Genomic DNA, 22,360 nt, shown 5'->3' with positions numbered 1-22,360 from the left:
TAAATTATATAATTATATGTAATTTAATCTTAAAAATTATTTATTTAATTTTATTATCTTTTCATACAAAAAAGCAGCCCTATCGGACTGCCAGACTTCTGCTTTTATACCAGATGTTCAGAAAATCTTCTTTGTCTCCCGATCGTCTTTCAGGATCTCTACAGCCTCCCGAAAACGCAAGGAATGCACAATCTCGCGTTCCCTTAGAAACTTCAGACTATCCTGCAGATCCACGTCATCGGTCAGGTCGATCAACCATTGATATGTAGCCCGGGCTTTCTCTTCTGCTGCAATGTCCTCGTACAGATCCGCAATTGGATCACCCTTGGCTTGAATATACGTAGCGGTAAACGGTACACCTGCTGCATTACTGTAAAAGAGGGCCTTATCGTGATTAACGTAGTGAGCATCCAAGCCAGCTTGCTCCAGCTGCTCCACTGTAGCATCTTTGGTGAGCTTATAGATCATCGTGGCAATCATCTCTAAATGAGCAAATTCTTCTGTTCCAATGTCGTTTAACAGGCCGATAATTTTGTCTGGAATCGTATAACGCTGGTTCAGATACCGCAGGGCAGCTGCCAATTCCCCGTCTGCTCCACCATACTGCTCCATCAGTAATTTGGCCATATGAGGGTCACATTTACTCACTCGAACAGGATATTGTAGCTTTTTCTCGTATACCCACATTGCAAGACTCCTCCTTTAACGTTTATACCTGCCAAGGCCATGGTGTCTGGGACCACTCCCACGGATATTTTGAGAAGGCATGACCAAAATTCATCAGCGGTCCATACAGCTGTTGAAACTCATGAGCTACCCGCATTCGCTCCTGGCTGAACTTGTTGTACTGCTCAATGCTTTGAAAATCACCTGGATGGGTATCCAGGTATAGATTCAGTTCCACTAACACGAAGTCCAGCGCCTGAAGTTCTTCCAGCAACTCGTAGTATTTTGCATCACAGGCTTTCGGTGCTTCAGGTTCCATCTGCCTCCACCTTCCTCTCCTTTGATTTCTTGGATGTGTAAGGGCTATATAATGCAGGCCATAATGTTCCCAGTCTCAACGCTTCTGCCGGACTGTATTGCGGCCAACCCATGGGCTGGAAAGGTATAAACAACTGCGGTGGAACAAGATACGTGCGGATTTCCATCGGTTTGCAAGGATCAAACGGCCCCACAAAAGGAGCATAGGCTCGAAGCTGTGGATCCTTCACTCGAAACGCCTCCTTCAACGATGTTTACGTGCATTCCCCATACCATTCAAACCATTGCTTCCCGTCTCTACATGTATATGTTTCAGTTCTACAGGTTAATCCCCATTTATCCAAACTTCATAAAGGAATTTCTCATGCCAACTTCACTCTCAATCAAAAAAGACCTTTGGAAGCACCTCTTACGGCACTTCCAAAGGTCTGTATTTCGTAAAATGAGTAATATGTTCACACTTGCTCATCTCACTCATCATCAGATTACTACAAAATCTATTCTACTGGTTTTTCTTCCGAATTCATGTCTTGAGGAACAGATTGCTTGTACACGCGAACCCGGGTAATTCGCAAACGAGTGGACTCCTCCACTTCAAAGACGTATCCATTCAGCTCCCGAGTTTTGCCCTTGGCTGGACTACCTCCAAGCTCTTTAAACAGCCATCCGCCAATGGTATCCACTTCTTCATCCTCAATGATGGCTCCGGTCCACTTATGAACTTCTTCAATAAGCGAACGACCATCAATGGAAAACGAATCACCACTGCGTTCCATATGCGGACGCTCATCCTCAAATTCGTCATACAAATCTCCAACGATCTCTTCCAGAATTTCTTCCGCAGTCAGCAATCCAGCTGTGCCGCCATATTCATCCACAACTAGCGTCATCTGTGAATGTTTCTTCTGCATGAGACGCAGCACATGGCTGATTTCCATGGATTCAGGAACGTTTAAGATTGGACGAACAAGTGAAGCCAGATCATGTTGTTGCTCCGGTTTAGCCAGCAACAGATCGGTGATGTGTATGAATCCGATGATCTCATCCTTGTCTTCTACTGCTACGGGATACCGGGAATGTTTGGTTGCATTAATGATCTCCAGGTTCTCTTCCAAAGACATATGCGTGTACAGACAATCCATGTCTGTACGTGGCAGCATCACTTCACGTGCCAGCATATCGGAGAAATCAAAGATGTTGTCCATCAGTTTGATCTCATCTTTATCGATGACACCACTTTTGGCACTCTGCTTCATCAGAATTCGAAGTTCATCTTCCGAGTGAGCTTCTCCTTCACTGGCAGGTTCGATACCTGCCAAACGCAGCAATGCATTGGCCGATACATTCAGTACCCAGATGAACGGGAAGAAGATTTTGTAGAACAACAGCAAGGGTGCAGATAAGAACAATGCCACTCCGTCTGTTTTTTGAATTGCCAACGATTTAGGTGCAAGCTCACCCAGCACAATATGCAGAAACGTAATGATACAGAAACCGATAATGACCGACACGGTCGAAATAAGCCCTGTATCTCCTACACCGAGCTTAAACATGAGAGGCTCAACGAGCAATTCAGAGATGGCTGGTTCTCCCAGCCACCCGAGTCCAAGTGATGTTAATGTAATCCCGAACTGAGTTGCCGATAGATAGGAATCCAGTTTACTATTCACCTTCAGTGCATAACCAGCCAAACGGTTTCCTTCACTCTGCAATTGAGTTAAGCGTGTCTGCCTTACTTTCACAAGGGAAAATTCCGCTGCAACAAATACGCCATTCAAAAATACGAGCAAAAAGACACAGACCAGATTAAATACCAGCTGTCCAAGATGAAATTCAGTATGAATATCCAAGTTGAAACTCCCCTTTTCTATCTATTTCAGGAATACACCTGGAATATCAACGTGTGATTGCCTTTCTCGATTTGAAATCCACACCCTTGTAATACATATCTGCCACTAGCAGGTTTGGTCCGCAACAGGATGCAATATCGCAATGGCAATTGACCGTTTGATTCAACGGATGTTCAGCTGACCATTCATGAAACACATCATCCAGTTTACGATCACGAATGTTGCCAAACGCCGGGATATCCGCAAAATCCGTCACATACACATTACCCGTGAACATGTTGACGTTAACACGGTTGCGTCCGTCCGGATCGTTACGTACCGTCACATTGGGTTCGCTGTATAAACGGTTGATCAGTTCCCGATCCTGCTCTGCTGCACTGCACGCGAAGAATGGCAGGGTCCCGAATAACATCCAAATATCTTTGTCACGCACATCAAGCAAACGATGAATCGCTGCTCTCATATGATCCAGTGATAACACGGGCAGTGACGAAGCAAAGTTCGAATTATACATCGGATGCACTTCATGACGGACACAGCCCATCTCTCGAATCAATTGGTGAATACCATCCAGCTTGTCGTGCGTACGGAAGTTAATCATCGATTCTGCAGAGATAAACATGCCTGCTTCACTCAGTTTGCGTGAATTTTCAATCATTTTCTCATACATCTTCACCGCTACTTCACGTTTCACAGGTCTGCCACTATTCGCAAATCCAACTTGATGGAAATCGTCAGCATTCAGATAGTTGAATGAGATATGCATAACGTCCAGATAAGGTAAAAGTTGCTCATACCGGCTGATATCCAGCGTTAAATTCGAATTGATCTGGGAACGAATTCCACGTTCCTTGGCATATTTGAGCAGCGGGATAATCATCTCATCCACTGTTTTCTGGCTAAAGCTTGGCTCGCCACCCGTCAGACTAATCGTCTGCAGATGCTCCACTTCATCCAATCGTTTCAGCATCAGAGGAAGCGGAAGAGCCGGCGCCTCACGCATCGTAAGCATATCTCCCACGGCACAATGCTCACACCTCATATTGCACAGATGTGTCACGGTCATTTCTACACTGGTCAGCACATGGCGTCCATATGTACGCAGAGAGCCGATCGGATCCCACGGATCATTCGTTGGCGATAAAGGCATCGGTTGTACCGATCCTGAGTTTAGCATGGTCATTGTTCTTCACCTTATTCCTTTTATTAACCTAAAAAGTTTTATTTACATCATACCTTGTGTTTCTCTTTTTGGAGTTATCTTTTATCATAGCACAATTTTGAATGCTCCGGCATACGTAGACCCTGTCCATTACATGACAAAAAACGCTCAGGCAACTCTGGACCGCATTGCGAAACGGCCCGGATATTACGACATGAGCGCTAATCAACTTTCAAGTAGTTCAACTTTCCACCTGTTCACTTTGAGCCACTGAAGGTGTATCTTCCACACCCTCTACACCTGTGATCATCACAGACAGTGCTGTAGACAGGTTAATTTCATAAGGCGAAGATAAAGTCTGGCCGTCCGCATCTTTTAGAACACGGATAAGTGGACGTTGAGGAACACGTGAATGAATTGATGCAACTACCCCGACCTCTCCTGTACTGAGCTTGACTGAAATACCTACCGGGTATATCGCGACACAATCCCTGAACTTCTCCAGCATCCGTTGTTCATAGAGGGTTCCTGAACCTGTATACAACACCTCTACTGCCTGATGCGGCAGCAAGGCTTGCTTGTACACCCGATTCGTTGTCATGGCATCATACGAATCAGCAAGCGCAATCCATTTGGCATATTCATGAATTTCATTGTCTTTCAAACCAAAGGGATATCCACTGCCATCAATTCGTTCATGGTGCTGCAATGCACAATGCGCGGATAGAAGCGGTATACCTGGTTCATCTTTGAGAATACGGTGTCCATATGTAGTGTGCTGCTGAATGATTTTGAATTCCTCGTCACTCAATCTGGAGGGTTTATGCAAAATTTCTGGTGCAATCTGTGTTTTGCCGATATCATGCAACAAAGCGCCCAGACCAATCTCCATTAATTGCTGGCGTGTGTAACCCGAAGCGACACCAAGAACCAGCGTGTACACACATACATTCAGAGAATGGTTATATAGGTCAAAATCGCTGGAGTTCATGTCCATCAGCATAATCATGGCTTCCTTCTGACTGCCGATGTCTTCCAGAATCGCATTCATCACACCACTAAGCGCTTTACCGAAATGAGGAATCCGATTTTTGGTTTTCAGTCCTGACATACTCTGAAATTGCTGTTTGATCTCGACCAGTGCTTTCCTTCGGGTCTCTTCCTGCAACATTTCAGGAACGATGATGTCCTCTGTCACAGCATCTTTAATATACACATAACCGACTCCGAGATCCTTAAGGCGTCCAATCAATCGACTGGTTAGCTCTACATCCTCACTAAGTAATACAAGGCCTTCTTCACTATAAATACGTTTCCCCAGCTTCATGCCAGGCTGCAATAAGTTTATATGTACTAAACGCACAGCCTATCCTCTCCCGCTCCGTAGATGTAATTACCACTAGCCGCCGCTTCAGCAGAAGGCAAGTACTTTAAATTTAGCTTTGATGCCAGCGGGCTCGCAGGCTGTCGTCCAGAGCCCCTGGTCGTTTTATTTCCGTTTCCAGCAAATCGCGTATGAATTCCGGAAGATGATAGAGCGTACGGGTTCCATGAGCAAGAGGAGGATACCCCACATTGAACGTAAACATGTCCAGTGTTCCAACGATATACTCACATTGTTCTTCCATAGGCTCCCCATTGATGGATATGGCCTGGATTTTCTCATACGCTGGCGCATCTGGATTGTATTGAACTTCCATTCCGTCCATACATAACGTGCCTAGAATATGACCACGAAAACCAAATCCCACAATGGGCTTACCTGAAAACTCGTCCAACAAGGACTGCTCAAGTGCTTCACGAATATGACTTCCACTCAAGCATATTGTACAAGCATTTATAGGAGATGGACATAGGGAATGCAACATTCCTTTTGTAATATTTCCTTGTGGAAGCTCTCCGAGAAGCTGACCTGCATTCACCAGAGACAGCTGTGCCCCCGTGAAATGACGGACAGCTTGTGCAAGCAATGTTGCAAACGGGGATTCCCGATCATACGTGATAGGCAGCACCCGATCCGTTATCACTGCCGTCTGATTGAGTGTTCTTTCGGCTTCCGTACGATTCGCAGCGATTGCCAGCGCAACCTGATCATCCAGTAACATACTCTTGGCAGCCATACAACCGCTACTTACCAGTTGGAGAGGTTCTCCCACATTTGTTCGTTCCAGAACCACTTTCCCAAGCCATTGGCCAAATTTTCCAGCCCCGCCCAACACGGTCTGACAAATGACTAAAGGCTCTTCGAGAACATGATGGGTATGCCCACCGAGAATAACATCAATTCCAGTAATCTGCTCCGCCAGTCTCCGATCTGTCGAAAGTCCCAGATGTGAAAGAATAACCACCACATCCACTTCATTACGTAATGCTTCCACTTGAACTTTTAATGATTCCACAGGGTCCAGAACATCCCACCCGAGCAGTTCGTAAAACGTGGTAAAAGGGGCCGTTGCCCCCAGCAGACCAACGCGAAATGGACCTTTCTCCACAATCAGAGAAGGTTTCATCCACACTGGTGCAAGTCCAGTATCTTGCTCCACAACATTGCCGCATACCACAGGACACAGAAGTCCAGCGTAGGACTGCGAGAGCTGATCTGGCGTAAAGGTTAGACCTTCGTTGTTACCGATTGTAATGGCATCGTAGCCCGTCAGGTTAATAACATCAACATTAGCCGTACCCAGTGTTCCTTCTGTGTCAACGGCCATCCGGTCCATATGATCGCCAATATCCAGTACTAGAAAGTTGCCACCTTGGTCACGTTCTTCATTAATCATAGCGGCGATGGTGCTCATGGAGCCGAAGTGGCTATGGATGTCATTGGTGTGCAGAATCGTTAACGTTTGCTTCTCCCTGGTGCTCATCACACCGCCTCCCCTGCTCTTCAATAAACGTTCATTCTTCTAATGGATAAGCATAACATTTTCCGCGTCGTTATGATATATTTAAAGGGTTTAGAGATCAAAAAGAGGTGAGTCATATCCATGAAATTGACAATTCAACTATTTGCAGGCATTGCAGAACGTTTAAATACATCCCTTCTGGAGTTTGAGTACATTGGAGACCTTCCAACCGCTGCCGATTTAAAAGAAAAACTGAGTCTGGCCTATCCAGAGGCAGCTTCTCAGATAAGGACATCTTTTTTGGCAGTTAACCAGCAGTACGCTCCTGCCGATACTATACTTAGCTCAGAAGATGAACTTGCGTTAATCCCTCCCGTCTCTGGAGGTGATGGTACGGATATATCCGATGAAAAGCTTCGCTCTACCGTTCCAGAACATCGGACTGAAGATGGCTTATTTCTGATCACAGAGTCCACCTTGTCCGTGGAAGCAACAACGGCGCTAGTGATTACCCCGAATCACGGGGCAGCTCTTACTTTTGTAGGCACGACTCGTGAAATGACTGGTGAACAGCGCACCGTTCATCTTGAATACGAAGCCTATGTGCCGATGGCTCTTTCTCAGATGGCTGCCATTGGTGTGGAAATCTCCGATCGCTGGCCTGGTGTGTTATGTGCAATCAGTCACCGAATTGGCAAAGTGGATGTGGCAGAGATTAGTGTAGTCATTGCCGTTTCCTCGCCTCATCGCAACGACTGTTATGATGCAAGCCGTTACGCCATAGAGAGACTCAAACAGACCGTTCCGATCTGGAAAAAGGAAATTTGGGAAGATGGATCTGAATGGAAGGGACATCAATTAGGACCATGGAACCCCATGGAGAACTAAATAATGAGCCTTTACACCTTTTAGATTGAGTGGGTTAATAGTAAATAAGTCGTTGTCAACCCATTTTTTTCTTGTTATTATAATTATATGTGTCGATATTAGTCGAGAAAAGGTGGTTTATACGTGAGAGTGCATGTTACTGATCTTAAACCGGGTGACCTGTTAAAAAATGATGTATACAACAGTTCGGGTCTCCACATGCTGATGAAAGGTTCCACCCTCAGTGAAGATGACCTATCCAAACTGTTGCAACATGGAATCGAGTACGCAGATGTAGAACACACACCATCCGACCTACACTCTGATGCACAAACCTTACCTTCCGATCAGACCCGTCTGTTAACTAACTTGTTTAACGATACGATCAAAGGTACTGAATCTCTATTTCAACAAGCGATGGAGAAGGGTTTTATTGATGAGACACAGGTCGATGAGATTTTGTTTACCCTAACAGAACAGTTGGAAAAACAAAAAGATGTTGTCTCCTTGTTGCTTATGCTGGACGGGGAAAGCGATTATACGTACAACCATTCATTGCAAGTCGGAATGCTCGCTTTTTATATCGCCGGCTGGATGGGTTACAACCCCGAGGAATGTCTAACGGTAGCCAAAGCAGGATATCTTCATGATATCGGCAAGTCCAAGATTCCTTCTGAGATTTTACATAAACCTGGTAAATTGACCACGGAAGAATTTGACGAAATGAAGAAACACACATTCTATGGGTACGATATCATTAAAGAATCCACGCAGGATGAAATTCTGGCAATGGTTGCACTTCAGCATCATGAGCGCGAGGATGGAAGTGGTTATCCTCATGGACTTCGAGGGGACGAAATCCACCCATATGCCCGTATAACTGCTGTAGCAGACGTTTACAGCGCCATGACGACAAATCGGGTGTACCAGACCAAACAGGAACTGATCTCTGTTCTGTGTGAACTGTACAGTCTCAGCTTCGGTCAGTTAAACGGTGAAGCAACGCAGGAACTGATCAAGCATATGCTACCTAATTTTATCGGTAAAAGGGTTCTGCTCACCACGGGTCAGACGGGACTCATTGTCATGAATAATCCTGCGGATTATTTCCGACCACTCGTTCAGACCTCTACAGCCTTTATCGATTTAGCGAAAGAAAGAGATATTGCTATCGTTGAAATTTATGTACAGTAGTGGTGTAACAAGCCTATCTGTTCATTGTACTCAGCACACAGGATGGATACGAAGCAACAAACAGGAAGTAGCTTGAATAACCAACTCATAGGTTGGCATATGACAAAAGGGAAGCCGTAATCGGCTTCCCTTTTGTCTATTCCGATTCAATCATGTTGGATTACACGCAGAATGCTTTTGTGATGATAACCAACAGAATGAACAGTACCAAGATTGCACCAGTGTTTGTGAACATATTGTATCCGCCAACGCCGCCTACTCCGCCTACGTTGCCACCACAGCCATATCCTACTTCGCTCATGTGATTGCCTCCTCTTCATCAGGTATACCCTAACATATGACGTTTCCGGTGGAATGAACCGGGCGAACAGGCAACATTCGATAAATGGTTGTCTGTCTGCATCTACCTGAGTGGATCAGCCTTCTGTTACTCCCTGTTCTTTGCAGGAATCTATGTGTCGGAATCCGAATGAACCTGGATGCCTTTTTCCTTGCGGTACATGATAACAAGTAATCTCCAAAATTCATAACTGCCTTTGTCGTTCATAATAAACGGTCGATAATAATCAAATGCTTGCTGCGCCCATGCGGGACAATCCATATTGGAAAGTTGCTCCTGTTGCTGAATCCATCCCCCTTGAATCTCCAGCGTTTTCTGCATGGCTTCAAACATTTTCTTCTGCTCAGTGGTCATCGGCGGAGCCTCCTGTTCCTGAGATGCAGTTCCGTATTCGGCCTGTAGATACGCACCCGGTTCCGTCACACCCTCTTCGCTGGCTGTATACCCATAAGATGGTGCACTTGTTTTACGAATCTCATAATGTACATGCGGACCAGTACTCTGACCTGTGCTCCCCTGATTACCGACAAGCTGGCCTCGCTTCACCTGCTGTCCAACGCTTACAGCAATACGTGAAAGGTGCGCATAACAATGCAAGTAGCCACGATGATCCTGAAGGGCAACTGTAAGCCCGTAACCGCCGAATCCGGAGCCTGTAACTCCTTCGGAAGCAAAACGTACCCTACCTTCCATAAAGGCATAGACGGGGCCATTCCAGGGCTCTGTCACGAGATCGATTCCGCGGTGAAATGTCTGTCCACCATGAATAGGATGAATTCGATAGCCGAATGAACTTGTAATCCGATAGCCCTCGAAAGGGTTTACGCTCATACACTCACATCCTTTTCTATCATTAAATGCTTAAATCTATGAAATGGCTTGTGCTATTGGTCTTATTTTATTCCACAAAAATACCCCCTAGAGAGACTTTTTAAAAGTCTGCTCTAGAGGGTATTCGATCACTTGAAACTATATCTACTGCTTAACATCAGCAGCTAGGTTTAGCTTTACGGCTTCGAAAGGCGCTGCATTGGATTAGCCAATGGAGCCTTCCATTTCGAATTTGATCAATCTATTCATCTCAACGGCGTATTCCATTGGCAATTCCTTCGTGAATGGCTCAATGAAGCCCATGATAATCATCTGTGTTGCTTCCGCATCAGTCAGACCGCGGCTCATCAGGTAGAAGAGCTGATCCTCAGACACTTTGGATACTGTAGCTTCATGCTCCAGCATGATGTTATCATTCATGATTTCATTGTAAGGAATTGTATCCGATGTGGACTCATTATCGAGAATGAGTGTATCACACTTGATGTTAGATTTCGCGCCCTCAGCTTGACGTCCAAAGGAAGCCAAACCACGGTACGTTACTTTACCACCATGTTTACTGATGGACTTGGATACAATCGTAGATGTTGTATCTGGAGCCAAGTGGATCATTTTCGCACCTGCATCCTGATGCTGGTTTTTACCAGCTACAGCGATGGAGAGTACGGAACCTTTAGCTCCACGGCCTTTCAATACAACCGCTGGATATTTCATCGTCAGTTTGGAACCGATGTTACCATCGACCCATTCCATCGTTGCATTTTCTTCTGCAACCGCACGTTTCGTAACGAGGTTGTAGATGTTTGGTGCCCAGTTTTGGATCGTTGTGTAACGAACACGGGCATTTTTCTTACAGATGATCTCAACGACCGCACTATGCAGTGAGTTCGTGCTGTAGATTGGAGCTGTACAGCCCTCTACATAGTGAACGAAGCTATCTTCGTCGGCAATGATGAGTGTACGCTCGAATTGTCCCATATTCTCGGAGTTGATCCGGAAGTAGGCTTGCAGAGGCACTTCACATTTAACGCCCTTAGGCACGTAGATGAAGCTTCCTCCGGACCATACCGCACTATTCAATGCAGCAAATTTGTTATCTGCTGGCGGAATAACTGTTGCAAAATATTCACGCAGGATTTCCGGATGCTCTCTGAGAGCCGTGTCCGTATCCATGAAGATTACACCTTGGTCTTCCAATTCCTTTTGCATGTTGTGGTATACAACCTCGGACTCATACTGAGCCGATACACCTGCAAGGAACTTTTGCTCTGCTTCAGGGATACCCAATTTATCAAAGGTTTCCTTGATTTCGGAAGGAACTTCCTCCCATGTTTTACCTTGTTTTTCAGAAGCACGCACATAATATTGAATTTCATTGAAATCCAATCCGTCGAGATCTCCGCCCCATTTTGGCATTGGCATCTTTTCGAATTGTTTCAAGGATTTCAAACGGAATTCCAACATCCAATCCGGTTCATTCTTAATCTTGGAAATCTCGGTAACCACTTCTGCAGTCAGACCTTTACCGGTTTGAAAGATGGATTTGTGCTCGTCGCGAAAACCATATTTGTACTCTTCCATTTCTGGTGCTTTTTTAGCCATCTTGCTCTACCTCCCTATCGTTATTGTACTTTATTCTCTTCGTCAATCCCTTTGCGTAATGCATTCCAGGCCAGAGTGGCACATTTGATGCGTGCAGGGAACTTGTTCACACCGGATAGGGCTTCGAGATCTTCATAATCGTCGAAATCGACTTCTTCACCTTTCATCAGTGAGGAAAAACGGTTAGCGATATCGAGTGCCTGCTCCATCGTTTTGCCTTTGACAGCCTCTGTCATCATCGATGCAGAGGACATGCTGATGGAGCAGCCTTCACCCGTATATTTGGCTTCCTGAACGATTCCGTCTTTCAGCAAAATTTGCAGTGAAATCCGGTCGCCGCACGTTGGATTGTTCAAATTCACCGTGACAGCGTCATTATCAAATGTTCCGCGGTTACGCGGGTTTTTGTAGTGGTCCATTATAACACGTCTGTACAGATCATCAAGTTGCATCGCCAAAATACTCCTTTGTCTGGATTAAGGCGCTGACAAGCCGATCTACATCTTGTTCGTTATTGTATAGATAGAAGCTGGCACGAGCTGTTGAGCTAACTTCAAGCCAGCGCATTAGCGGTTGACAGCAATGATGTCCGGCACGAATGGCTACGCCACTCGCATCCAGCACAGTTGCCACATCATGTGGATGAACATCCCCCAGATTAAAGGTAACGACACCCACATGCCGCTTGGCTGGGCCATAGATGGTTAACCCATCGATCTCAGCCAGTCGTTCTGTTGCATAAGCTGCCAGCACACTTTCATGATGTGCGATCTCATCCATACCAATCTGCTCCAGAAAATCAATGGCAGCTCCCAACCCTACCGCACCTGCGATAATCGGGGTTCCACCTTCGAACTTCCAGGGAAGCTCTTTCCAGTTGGATTCGTACAGACCCACATCATCAATCATTTCACCACCGAACTCAATGGGTTCCATGGACTCCAGCAGCGCCTTTTTGCCGTAGAGTGCACCGATTCCGGTTGGTCCGCACATTTTATGACCGGATAATGCATAGAAATCACAGTCCAGATCCTGAACGTCCACCTTCATGTGAGGTGTGCTTTGTGCGCCATCAACAACGATGACAGCACCATTGCGGTGTGCAATTTCAGCAATTTGTTTCACTGGATGGATCAGACCCATAACATTGGATACATAAGCGATTGCTACAATTTTAGTATTGTTCGTAATCGTCTTCTCAACATCAGCCAATTCAATATGACCGTCAGGCTGAAGCGGAATGTATTTCAATGTTGCACCTGTCTCCTTGGCAACTTGCTGCCAAGGAATCAGATTACTATGGTGCTCCATTTGCGTGATAACAATTTCATCGCCTTCTTTGCAATTGGCGCGGGCGTACGATGAAGCCACCAGATTGAGGGCTGTCGTTGTCCCGCGAGTAAAGATAATCTCCTGTGTACGGCGGGCATTGATAAACTTGGCTACCTTCTCACGTGCGCCTTCGTAAGCGTCCGTTGCACGGCTTCCAAGGGTATGAACACCTCGGTGTACGTTGGAGTTCTCATACTCATAATAATGTTTGACTGCTTCAATCACAGCATGAGGCTTCTGTGAAGTTGCAGCACTATCTAAATATACGAGCGGGTGTCCGTTAATTTCCTGGTGGAGGATCGGGAACTGCTCGCGAATGGACGGGTTCATTGTCCCAGCTTCTTCTCAATCAGGGACTGCAATTGGGTGCGCAGTGCTTCCAGAGGAATATCCGCCACCACCGGAGCCAGGAAGCCATAGATGATCAGGCGTTCGGCATCCGTACGGTTAATTCCGCGCGACATCAAGTAATGAATCTGCTCGGCATTGACTTGACCAACAGAAGCAGCGTGACCTGCCGTTACATCATCCTCGTCAATAAGAAGGATTGGGTTGGCGTCTCCACGTGCTTTAGGGCTCAGCATCAATACTTTCTCTGTCTGCTGTCCATCAGCTTTGGTAGCGCCTTTCTCAATCTTCGTGATGCCGTTGATGATTGCAGAAGCTTCTTCACGCATAACTGCACGTGTAATCATCTGGCTTGGTGTATTCTTGCCGAAGTGACGAGCTTCTGTGGTGTAGTTGATTTTCTGTGAACCGGAACCTACAGCGATGACTTTGGAATCAGAACTTGATCCATTGCCTTTCAGCACGGTCATCGTGTTGCTCGCTGTGTCGCCATTGTTCATTTCACCTACAATCCACTCGATGGAAGCATCATTCTCCAACACTGCACGACGGAATGAAACATCAGTTACATTCACACTCAGTTGATGAACCGATGCGAAACGTACTTTAGCACCGGATTTTGCGAATACTTCCACAACACCATTATGGAAAACAGGTGCGGACAATTCGCCAGATACATAGTTATCAACATAAGTTACTGAACTGTTTGCTTCTGCAACTACAAGCACGTGAGGGGCAAACGTTGCAGATGCGTCGTCCGTAAGCAACACTGCTTGCAGTGGTACTTCGATTTCGACATTTTTCGGAACATACAGGAAGACCCCGCCATTCCAAAGTGCCGCATGTAATGCAGCGAGGGAATGCTCATCCGCTTTCACTGCTGTGTTCAGATATTGTTTTACCAGATCGCCATGTTCGCGAACCGCTGTAGCCAGATCCGTGAAGATAACTCCTTTTGCTGCCAGATCAGCAGACACCTTGGAGTATACCGTACCGGAATTGCGCTGGATAACCAGACTGCCCTCAGCTTGATCCTGAACCAGATCTTTGATAGAAGCAGGTACTTCTGTCAAAGAAGAAATGGCTTCACTTGTTTTATATGTTCCGTACTCGCTGACATTCCAGCGTTCGATTTTTTGTTTTTCCAGTTTAGGAAGCGCAAGCCCGCTCGCAAGCTTTAAAGCTTCAAGCCGCTGTTCGGTCAACCAGCCGGGTTCATTGTTGCTTTCCGACAAGGCGCGAAGCGCTTCAGATTCAACCGGAAGAATTGTTTGTGTAGTCATTAATTAATCCTCCTCCGTTTTGTCTTTACGCTTCTTGGCCTACAGTTTCGTCTGTAATTCCCAGCTCTGCCTTTACCCAGTCATACCCTTCCGCTTCCAGACGGTGAGCCAACTCAGGTCCGCCGGATTTCACGATACGACCTTGCATCATTACGTGAACATAGTCAGGCGTAATGTAGTTCAACAGACGTTGGTAGTGAGTGATGATCAGGAAGCCACGGTCTTCGCTCTTCATAGCGTTCACACCGTCAGCCACGATTTTCAAAGCATCGATGTCCAGACCGGAGTCAATTTCATCAAGTACTACGATTTTCGGATCAAGCAGCATCATTTGCAGAATCTCGTTACGTTTTTTCTCACCACCGGAGAAACCTTCATTCAGGTAACGGTGAGCGAACTCAGGATTCATGTCGAGTTCTTTCATTTTACCTTCCATTTGACGAATGAACTTGATCAGGGAGATCTCGTTACCTTCGCCACGACGTGCGTTAATTGCACTACGCAAGAAGTCGGAGTTTGTAACACCTGCAATTTCACTTGGGTATTGCATAGCCAGGAAAAGACCTGCACGTGCACGCTCATCTACAGCCATATCCAATACATCTTCACCATCAAGTGTAATTGTACCGTCTGTTACTTCATATTTAGGGTGGCCCATCAATGCAGAAGCCAGAGTGGATTTACCTGTTCCGTTTGGTCCCATGATTGCGTGGATTTCTCCACCTTTCATTTCCAGGTTGATGCCTTTCAGGATTTCCTTACCTTCGATCGTCGCTTTCAGACCTTCAATGACGAAATTCGTAGCCATGTGTATTGTTTCCCTCCATTGATTAAATTGATGTTGTTGTCGAAAAAGAAAAAGCGCCTATTATATCTGAACAGGGCTTCCCCTGAATTTCTCCTGTACTTGAATCTTTCAAAGCAAGAACACTTTAGAATAATTCTAAACTGATTCTCAATGATAATCAAGTCATTTCCTAAGAACGTTTGTCCCTTGCAGGAAACATTATTCTTTCTGATTCTATATTAAAAGACAAATTGAATCAAATTAGAAAACATCTTACTCACAAATGTACAGTGAGAAAAATCACAGCAATTCAAGCTTTTATGTCATCTGCTGTACACTAATCTAAAAAAAGGACTTATCCATATCATGGACAAGTCCTCCCGTTAAATAACGTTACTATTTACAATTTGAGCATCTCGTTAATCTTCTGTACCTGTTCGTCAAAATCCGCAACGTCCACCACCGGCGTCATTTCGCGCGGCACCGGACCATTCGGAATAGAAATCCATGAACGACAACCGTTATATTCAGGCAGTACGGGGATTTCCATCGGTTCTTTCAAAAGGTACACACGTAAAATCAATACATGGAGCGGATCTTTCCGTTTCCATTTCAAACGGTCTTCGGCAAAATCCGCTGTCCACATATGAAAGTCAAGAAGTCGATCCAGCATCTCCTGATCTCGTATCTCCAGATCCTGCGTTACTTCGGCATATGCAGTAATACGGATTGTCGAAGCTTCGGGCACCCATTCGGCCAGTGATTCTTCAACATAGGATTGATCCGAGGACTTAATCAGTTCTTTACGCTGATGTTCATAAGTCGGATACAGGTAAAACGCCGGACTTTTCAGCTCAAAATGTCGGGTTTCCTCTATGATTCCACCTTTGCGCATCACCATAATTTGGCGACCCGTTTCCAGTGCTTTGATTGCAGAAGCCCATTCTTTTAAAGCCGGTATCGTTGGTTCTAACATAAGCGGTTCCCTCCCCTATCGTTCTTGTCAGCAGTATAGACGCTCTGGGCGTTTCTGACAACATGATCGGGGATCAGGAAGCTTACGTAAGAAACATACTTATATTAGATTAAATCTTGGCTGTATTAACCCAAGAAAGAGCGAAGCATCCACATGTGTTTCTCAAGGTCAGCCTTGAAGCCTGTCAGCATATCGGATGTTGGTTGATCTTCAGCTGAATCTGCAACATCGATACCTTCCTGATATTCATTCGAAAGTGTAGCGAAGTCCTCGATCAGGTTTTGTACCATCGTTTTTGCGTCTTCTCCGCCTGCTGCTTCCTGAATAGAGGAAAGCTCCAAATACTCTTTCATTGTAGCCGCCGGGCTACCTTTCAGCGTAAGGATACGCTCTGCGATTTCATCCATTTGTACTGTAACTTCGTTGTAGAACTCTTCGAATTTCACATGCAATGTGAAGAAGTTAGGTCCTTTAACGTACCAGTGATAGTTATGGATTTTAACATACAATACGTTCAGGTTAGCTACCTGACGATTAAGTACTTGTTCCACCGATTTTGCTTGATCTGTTTTGTTTTTTGTAGCCATATTAATCCCATCCTTTATTTAAAATTAGTCTGTCATGCCATGATAAGCAGGTTGTCCCACAATGCATAACAGAGAGTTAATAATGTGTCACCACATGTAGTGGAGAGGCTTGTTAACGGCGTTTCTCTCAACCGTCCGGCCTATTTGTTTTTACCCTTGAACCGGAAGTTCGAATCAGGATCGACTTGACTTGTCTCAAAAAAAAGTTCAAAAACCGCGTTATTTCCGATATACTGACATATACCAAGCAAAGAAGTGGGTTTTCCTGTTTCTTCATATATATGGAGGTGGCACCTTTGTCCCAATATCGCCCGTTTACCCCCCAGGATGCAATTGAACTGGCCAAAACATTACCGGGTCCATTTGCGGCAGATGCGAATCTGGATTGTCACGAGATCGGCGATGGCAATCTGAATTTGGTATTCCACATCACGGATCAGAACTCCGATAAAAGTATCATTATCAAACAGGCGCTTCCTTATGCGAAAGTGGTTGGAGAATCATGGCCGCTCTCTCTGGTACGTGCCCGCATTGAACGTGAGATTCTTCAGGAAGAGTATCGTCTATGTCCAGGGATGGTACCCGAAGTGTATCATTACGATGATGACCTCGCGTTAACGGTTATGGAAGATCTGAGTGATCATGTGATCATGCGTAAAGGCCTGATCGAAGGTGTTTCCTATCCTCTTTTTGCACAGCATATTGGGGAATTCATGGCAAGAACGCTGTTCTTCACATCCGACTTGGGCATGGATCAGCAATTGAAGAAGGAACAACAGGGCAGATTCATTAATCCGGACCAATGCAAAATAACGGAGGATCTGATCTTTGATGAACCCTACCGGATCGCCGAGAAAAATAATTATGATGTTTCCATTGAGGACGAGGCTGAAGCCCTTCGCACAGATGGAGAACTTCACCTTGAAGTGGCCTTGCTGCGGGAAAAATTCCTGACACATGGGCAGGCATTGCTTCATGGAGATCTGCACACAGGCAGTATTTTTGTTACACCTGAATCAACCAAGGTCATCGATCCCGAATTTGCATATTACGGCCCCATGGGATTCGATGTCGGTGCAGTCCTCGCGAACCTGCTCTTGAATTACGCATCCCTTCCAGGATGGATTCAGGATGAGTCTGCTTTGCGTGAGCGTGAGACGCTTTTGCTTAATATGGTTCGTGATGTATGGACTGAATTCGAGTCTCGTTTCCGTGCCCTCTGGGTTAATGACCTCGTCGATCCGATGGCAAAAACACCAGGCTATCAGGATCTGTATGTGCAACAATTGTTCAGAGATTCGATCGGCTTTGCAGGTGCCAAAATGGTTCGTCGTATCGTGGGACTCGCTCACGTGGCGGATATAGATACGATTCCAAATGCGACTGAACGTGAACATGCTCAGCGTAAAGCATTGTCCATTGGTAAAGCATTAATCAAGAACAATCGTCGCTTGAATACCATCGGCGAAGTACTGGATATTGTATCCACAGCTGTTACTACTACTAAGGCTTAACATAAGGAACGGAGGGAACCCCCTATGACAACCCCTGAATATCAGCCTCTGTCCTCTCTTATCTGGAAAAAGGACAAGCTTGAAATGCTTGACCAGCGTCTGTTGCCCGAAACGATCCTCATGTTGAAACTGTATACACCCGAGGAAGTATGGGAATCCATCCACTCCATGAAAGTACGCGGTGCTCCGGCGATTGGTATTGCTGCTGCATTTGGTGTTGTATTGGGTGCCAAATCATATGACGGAACAACCGTTCAAGGTTGGTTGGATCACGTAAAATCCATATGTGCTCATCTGGCTACTTCCCGACCAACAGCGGTGAACCTTTTCTGGGCACTGGATCGCATGATGCAAAAAGCAAATGAGGTCGTTGAATCCGGCCTGAGCCTGGATGAGGGCAATGATGCTCTTGAAGTAGAAGCTCTGTTGATTCAGAAGGAAGACGAAGAAGTATGCCGCATGATCGGCGAGAATGCACTGCCTTTGTTCGAAGATGGGATGGGTGTACTCACTCACTGTAACGCAGGCGGACTGGCTACGGCGAAATACGGTACGGCAACTGCTCCAATGTATCTCGCGCAGGAACGTGGCATTCACCTGAAGGTATTTGCAGACGAGACTCGTCCCGTACTTCAGGGCGCACGCCTGACTGCTTTTGAGTTACAGCAAGCCGGCATTGACGTTACACTGCTTTGTGATAATATGGCAGGCATGGTCATGTCCAAAGGTTGGATTCAAGCCGTTATCGTCGGAACGGATCGTGTTGCAGCGAATGGTGACGTAGCTAACAAAATCGGAACATACAGTGTCGCAGTGCTTGCTAAGGCTCACAATATTCCGTTCTATGTAGCCAGCCCATTGTCGACCATTGACTTGTCCACTCCATCCGGGGACCTGATTCCAATTGAGGAACGTGCTGCGGAGGAAGTGACCGAAGGATTTGGCAAACGTACAGCACCGCAAGGTGTTAAAGTATACAATCCAGCATTTGACGTAACGCCTAACGAATATGTAACAGCTATTATCACGGAAAAAGGCGTTGTTCGCGCACCTTTCCAAGAAAATCTGGCTGCCTTGTTCGCGAAGGAAGAGGCTTAATTTTATGAGAAGGGTTCGTGTATAGCTTTGCTAGTTACGACATGCCGGCTCTGTAATGCAACGCTAAAGAAGGGCTTCCCATACGGGGAGCCCTTTTGTTAGTGCTTAGATCATTTTCAACAAAGCCTCTACACCCGTCATGCCAACCGTAATGCCCATGGCCTCGGCTTCTGTTGTCACCGACTCCATAGGTGCATGCAACAATTGCTCCAGTGTACGCACACCAACCGCCCGAGCCGCAATAATTTTGCGATCCCCGAGCTTCTCATTAAGTAATCCCACGTCGAGTGCTCCGCACATGATATTAAGCCTCAAAAAACCTTGATATATCAATGTCTTCAGGCACTCATTATGCCCTTCGTAACAAAAGCGTCACAAAAGTACGATTTCTTCTAAAGTGTTTGTTACTTCTTGCTGCATGCTTGGTATCACATGACTGTACGTATCCAACGTAACTGAGATCTTACTATGTCCCAATCTTTCGGAAATCACCTTAACATTGATATCTTTAGACAATAGTAAGGTTGCATGTGTATGTCGCAAATCATGAAATCTTATGTGTGGAAGATCTGCTCTTTTAACATCTTTGGGATAGATTTTCATCATATTACTTGGAAATACAGTACCGCCATTCTTCAAATTGAATATAACCAAATCGAGATCAAGAAACTCTCTCCCCAATTTACTTTTCAAAGCATCATACTTTTCTTGCTGTGTTTTGAGAACTTCAACTAACTGATTTGGAATAGATATTCTACGAACTCCTGCATATGTTTTAGCCCCAGATTTTAGCGTTTTTCCATAGTTCGATAAAGTTTGATTGACGTATAAAACCTTGTTTTCATAATCAATGTCTTTCCATCTGAGTCCTAGAATCTCTCCTTGTCTCATTCCAGTCAAAAGCGCCAATGCATAAACACAAAAGTATCTTCGGTTCTTGTTTGCTTCAAGGAATTGATTTACCTGATCTATTGACCAAATGTTAACTTCATTCTTTGTTTTTTTGGGTAAGGTAGTCTTCCTCATCGGATTTGATTTACATAAACCATACTCAATGGCTTTATCCAGCACTCGTTTAATCAACGTTGTTATTCTTTCAATTGTGTTTCTCGCGTACCCTTTAGAATTTAAATTAGTAACAAATTGCTGACAAGTCTTCATATCAAGTTTTTGTAACTTAACATTTCCAATTGAATCCTTGATATGATTCTTATAATATAGACAGTCATTGTAAAATGTTACTTCACTACACTCCAATTTTCGGATATTTTCTAGCCAATAAAGGGCAAAGCTACCCAATGTAGAGCTATCATTCTTCACAAATTCACCGTTCTCGATTTCTTGTTGTAATTTTGACATAATTAGATCAGCTTCACGCTTTGAATCAAATCCTTCTCGCTTAATTTGCCTTCTTTTCCCTGTGGGTTCATAGTAATCAAATACGAAATACCACTTCTTTGTGTCTTTGTTTTTCTTTACAGATGCCATTCCGATACCTCCTATTTTCTTATTGTGACGTTATAAGAAAATGGAGCCAAGCAAGTGACTGTTACTTAACTTTATCACATTACTGGCTCCATTTTCAGTTAATTGACTTTTGCTGTTTTAATCCACTCTTCTAGGACTTGGCTAGGAACGTACGATCGTTTACCAATTTGAATTGGATTCAATTTTCCCATTACTTCTCTAGCCGCATTTCTCCCTAATTTCAGTCGCAACATAATGTCCTTTGTACATAACAATTCTTTTTCATTGGGTGTCTTCACACTCATCACCTCGTTAACTCCTATGTATGTATTAACTTGTCTTATTACTGTTTAAATTCTTATGTATATATTCAAATGTAGCTATTAAGATCGTTTTAAAAATCTAATCTAACTTCGTATCTTCTCTCTACTTTTAACTATGTACTATTTGTTGGTCTTGCTTTAAAATGATCGCCATTCTCTCATAAGTGAAATTTCTACTGATAGTTATTGTTCCACCATGTGGATGCTTTGTAGTTATTGAGAAAGATCCCGTATAGCTTAAATCCTCAGGGTTTTCATATTCTTCTATTGTTGTTCTTCCTAGAGTAACATCCTCCGATTGGAGCAAATAAAGAGCGTTGCCTACCTGATGAAATCTTCCTGTGTCAGACTTGGCGTAGGGTAAGCCTATATGTTTAAATGCTGCGCCCTTAGAATCAAATCGTCGAAAAGTTTGCTGTTTCGTTGGATCAGTAGTATTTACTACAGTAAATAGATAGTGAGGAAAGCTAGTTGCTTTAGCGCAATTCTTTGCATTTGTTAATACTTGTATGTTATTCAAGCTATAACCTTCTTTTTCATTCACTCTATCTATAGTTGGTCTGAAAGAATGTTTGTAATCATTTTTCATGTACTCTTCCGTGTGATCTTTCCATGACACCCAAAAATCTTGTTGCTTATGTAGTATATCTAAGAATGTCTTCTCCTCATCTTCCCATTCACACTTAACATACTTGTACATACCTGAATTATATTTACAATTAGTTATTCGACTATAGAGACTACCATGAAGTAGAAATGCACTAAATTTCTCATTTTCAGCAATTATACCTTCTCCATAACATTTTTCTGCAAATGCCAGTGCGCGTAACTTATAATCAACGTAATTTTGATCTCCATATGTATTAATCCAAACTTCTAATACTTCCTCTGCAATGAGACGTTTTGCCAAATATGCTCTCTTCCTTCCTAATGTGAATTATCAATTTTAACTGCTCCTGATACGCGATA

Annotated in this window: 23 protein-coding genes and 1 pseudogene; 4 read left to right on the top strand and 20 right to left on the bottom strand. The window is 44.6% G+C overall.

Going from position 1 to position 22,360, the window contains the following annotated elements:
• Window positions 1-117: 117 nt before the first annotated feature.
• The 7 genes from AC4E8D_RS09610 to AC4E8D_RS09580 form a co-directional block, all read right to left on the bottom strand.
• Window positions 118-687, bottom strand: coding sequence for a manganese catalase family protein (locus AC4E8D_RS09610; RefSeq protein ID WP_076209122.1), 570 nt, complete (start codon window positions 685-687; stop codon window positions 118-120).
• A 22-nt stretch (window positions 688-709) separates the two neighbouring features.
• Entirely contained in the window at window positions 710-985 is a 276-nt protein-coding gene (locus tag AC4E8D_RS09605; protein ID WP_076209123.1) for a spore coat protein CotJB, read from the bottom strand.
• The gene (locus AC4E8D_RS09600; RefSeq protein ID WP_179088483.1) at window positions 975-1,214 is read right to left on the bottom strand and encodes a spore coat associated protein CotJA; all 240 of its coding nucleotides are present in this window, start codon (window positions 1,212-1,214) and stop codon (window positions 975-977) included. The genes AC4E8D_RS09605 and AC4E8D_RS09600 overlap by 11 nt, the downstream gene beginning before the upstream one ends.
• A 267-nt stretch (window positions 1,215-1,481) precedes the next feature.
• Window positions 1,482-2,834 carry a hemolysin family protein gene (locus AC4E8D_RS09595; protein ID WP_339183617.1) on the bottom strand — a complete coding sequence of 451 codons (1,353 nt, stop codon included), beginning with the start codon at window positions 2,832-2,834 and terminating at the stop codon, window positions 1,482-1,484.
• A 46-nt stretch (window positions 2,835-2,880) separates the two neighbouring features.
• A complete protein-coding gene (gene yfkAB, locus AC4E8D_RS09590) occupies window positions 2,881-4,017 on the bottom strand; it encodes a radical SAM/CxCxxxxC motif protein YfkAB (RefSeq protein ID WP_221823102.1) in 1,137 nt (378 codons plus the stop codon).
• A gap of 220 nt (window positions 4,018-4,237) precedes the next feature.
• Window positions 4,238-5,359, bottom strand: a complete 1,122-nt coding sequence (locus AC4E8D_RS09585) for an HD-GYP domain-containing protein (RefSeq protein WP_339307664.1) — start codon at window positions 5,357-5,359, stop codon at window positions 4,238-4,240.
• A 73-nt stretch (window positions 5,360-5,432) separates the two neighbouring features.
• The gene (locus tag AC4E8D_RS09580) at window positions 5,433-6,863 is read right to left on the bottom strand and encodes a bifunctional metallophosphatase/5'-nucleotidase (protein WP_339307662.1); all 1,431 of its coding nucleotides are present in this window, start codon (window positions 6,861-6,863) and stop codon (window positions 5,433-5,435) included.
• Window positions 6,864-6,983: 120 nt separating this feature from the next.
• Between AC4E8D_RS09580 and AC4E8D_RS09575 the strand changes: the two genes are divergently transcribed.
• Both AC4E8D_RS09575 and AC4E8D_RS09570 read left to right on the top strand, forming a co-directional pair.
• The gene (locus AC4E8D_RS09575) at window positions 6,984-7,730 is read left to right on the top strand and encodes a molybdenum cofactor biosynthesis protein (RefSeq protein ID WP_339183608.1); all 747 of its coding nucleotides are present in this window, start codon (window positions 6,984-6,986) and stop codon (window positions 7,728-7,730) included.
• A 123-nt stretch (window positions 7,731-7,853) separates the two neighbouring features.
• Window positions 7,854-8,903: an HD-GYP domain-containing protein gene (locus AC4E8D_RS09570; protein WP_221823089.1), complete on the top strand. Its 1,050-nt coding sequence runs from the start codon at window positions 7,854-7,856 to the stop codon at window positions 8,901-8,903.
• A gap of 160 nt (window positions 8,904-9,063) precedes the next feature.
• On the opposite strand, the gene AC4E8D_RS09565 is transcribed toward AC4E8D_RS09570, so the two are convergent.
• From AC4E8D_RS09565 to AC4E8D_RS09525, 9 genes are all read right to left on the bottom strand, one after another.
• Complete coding sequence (locus tag AC4E8D_RS09565) at window positions 9,064-9,204, bottom strand: hypothetical protein (RefSeq protein WP_017689533.1); 141 nt, start codon at window positions 9,202-9,204, stop codon at window positions 9,064-9,066.
• Window positions 9,205-9,354: 150 nt separating this feature from the next.
• Window positions 9,355-10,074, bottom strand: coding sequence for a M23 family metallopeptidase (locus tag AC4E8D_RS09560; RefSeq protein WP_221823087.1), 720 nt, complete (start codon window positions 10,072-10,074; stop codon window positions 9,355-9,357).
• A gap of 204 nt (window positions 10,075-10,278) precedes the next feature.
• Window positions 10,279-11,676, bottom strand: coding sequence for a Fe-S cluster assembly protein SufB (sufB, locus tag AC4E8D_RS09555; RefSeq protein WP_076209130.1), 1,398 nt, complete (start codon window positions 11,674-11,676; stop codon window positions 10,279-10,281).
• 20 nt (window positions 11,677-11,696) lie between these two features.
• On the bottom strand, window positions 11,697-12,128 hold the full coding sequence (gene sufU, locus AC4E8D_RS09550) for a Fe-S cluster assembly sulfur transfer protein SufU (RefSeq protein ID WP_017689537.1): 432 nt from the start codon (window positions 12,126-12,128) through the stop codon (window positions 11,697-11,699).
• Window positions 12,118-13,338: a cysteine desulfurase gene (locus tag AC4E8D_RS09545; protein ID WP_017689538.1), complete on the bottom strand. Its 1,221-nt coding sequence runs from the start codon at window positions 13,336-13,338 to the stop codon at window positions 12,118-12,120. The genes sufU and AC4E8D_RS09545 overlap by 11 nt, the downstream gene beginning before the upstream one ends.
• A complete protein-coding gene (gene sufD, locus AC4E8D_RS09540) occupies window positions 13,335-14,639 on the bottom strand; it encodes a Fe-S cluster assembly protein SufD (protein ID WP_036609929.1) in 1,305 nt (434 codons plus the stop codon). The genes AC4E8D_RS09545 and sufD overlap by 4 nt, the downstream gene beginning before the upstream one ends.
• Window positions 14,640-14,664: 25 nt before the next feature.
• On the bottom strand, window positions 14,665-15,447 hold the full coding sequence (gene sufC / locus AC4E8D_RS09535; RefSeq protein WP_017689540.1) for a Fe-S cluster assembly ATPase SufC: 783 nt from the start codon (window positions 15,445-15,447) through the stop codon (window positions 14,665-14,667).
• Between the two features lie 379 nt (window positions 15,448-15,826).
• On the bottom strand, window positions 15,827-16,402 hold the full coding sequence (locus AC4E8D_RS09530) for a DUF1802 family protein (RefSeq protein ID WP_221823083.1): 576 nt from the start codon (window positions 16,400-16,402) through the stop codon (window positions 15,827-15,829).
• A gap of 125 nt (window positions 16,403-16,527) precedes the next feature.
• Entirely contained in the window at window positions 16,528-16,989 is a 462-nt protein-coding gene (locus tag AC4E8D_RS09525) for a Dps family protein (RefSeq protein ID WP_221823081.1), read from the bottom strand.
• Window positions 16,990-17,285: 296 nt separating this feature from the next.
• Between AC4E8D_RS09525 and mtnK the strand changes: the two genes are divergently transcribed.
• Both mtnK and mtnA read left to right on the top strand, forming a co-directional pair.
• On the top strand, window positions 17,286-18,503 hold the full coding sequence (gene mtnK, locus AC4E8D_RS09520; protein WP_339307657.1) for an S-methyl-5-thioribose kinase: 1,218 nt from the start codon (window positions 17,286-17,288) through the stop codon (window positions 18,501-18,503).
• Between the two features lie 24 nt (window positions 18,504-18,527).
• Complete coding sequence (gene mtnA, locus AC4E8D_RS09515) at window positions 18,528-19,601, top strand: S-methyl-5-thioribose-1-phosphate isomerase (RefSeq protein WP_036609936.1); 1,074 nt, start codon at window positions 18,528-18,530, stop codon at window positions 19,599-19,601.
• A 105-nt stretch (window positions 19,602-19,706) separates the two neighbouring features.
• On the opposite strand, the pseudogene AC4E8D_RS09510 reads toward mtnA, so the two are convergent.
• From AC4E8D_RS09510 to AC4E8D_RS09495, 4 genes and pseudogenes are all read right to left on the bottom strand, one after another.
• A pseudogene (locus AC4E8D_RS09510) lies at window positions 19,707-19,904 on the bottom strand (YunC family protein); the annotation flags it as partial.
• A 69-nt stretch (window positions 19,905-19,973) separates the two neighbouring features.
• Window positions 19,974-21,089, bottom strand: coding sequence for a site-specific integrase (locus tag AC4E8D_RS09505; protein WP_490206139.1), 1,116 nt, complete (start codon window positions 21,087-21,089; stop codon window positions 19,974-19,976).
• A gap of 98 nt (window positions 21,090-21,187) precedes the next feature.
• Window positions 21,188-21,373: a hypothetical protein gene (locus AC4E8D_RS09500; RefSeq protein WP_338593242.1), complete on the bottom strand. Its 186-nt coding sequence runs from the start codon at window positions 21,371-21,373 to the stop codon at window positions 21,188-21,190.
• Between the two features lie 127 nt (window positions 21,374-21,500).
• On the bottom strand, window positions 21,501-22,301 hold the full coding sequence (locus AC4E8D_RS09495) for a hypothetical protein (protein WP_490206138.1): 801 nt from the start codon (window positions 22,299-22,301) through the stop codon (window positions 21,501-21,503).
• Between the last annotated feature and the right edge of the window lie 59 nt (window positions 22,302-22,360).

The sequence above is a fragment of the Paenibacillus sp. SRL342 genome, assembly GCF_984798905.1.
The sequence above is the reverse complement of the archived record's forward strand: the minus strand, read 5'-3'. Positions and strand labels throughout refer to the sequence as shown.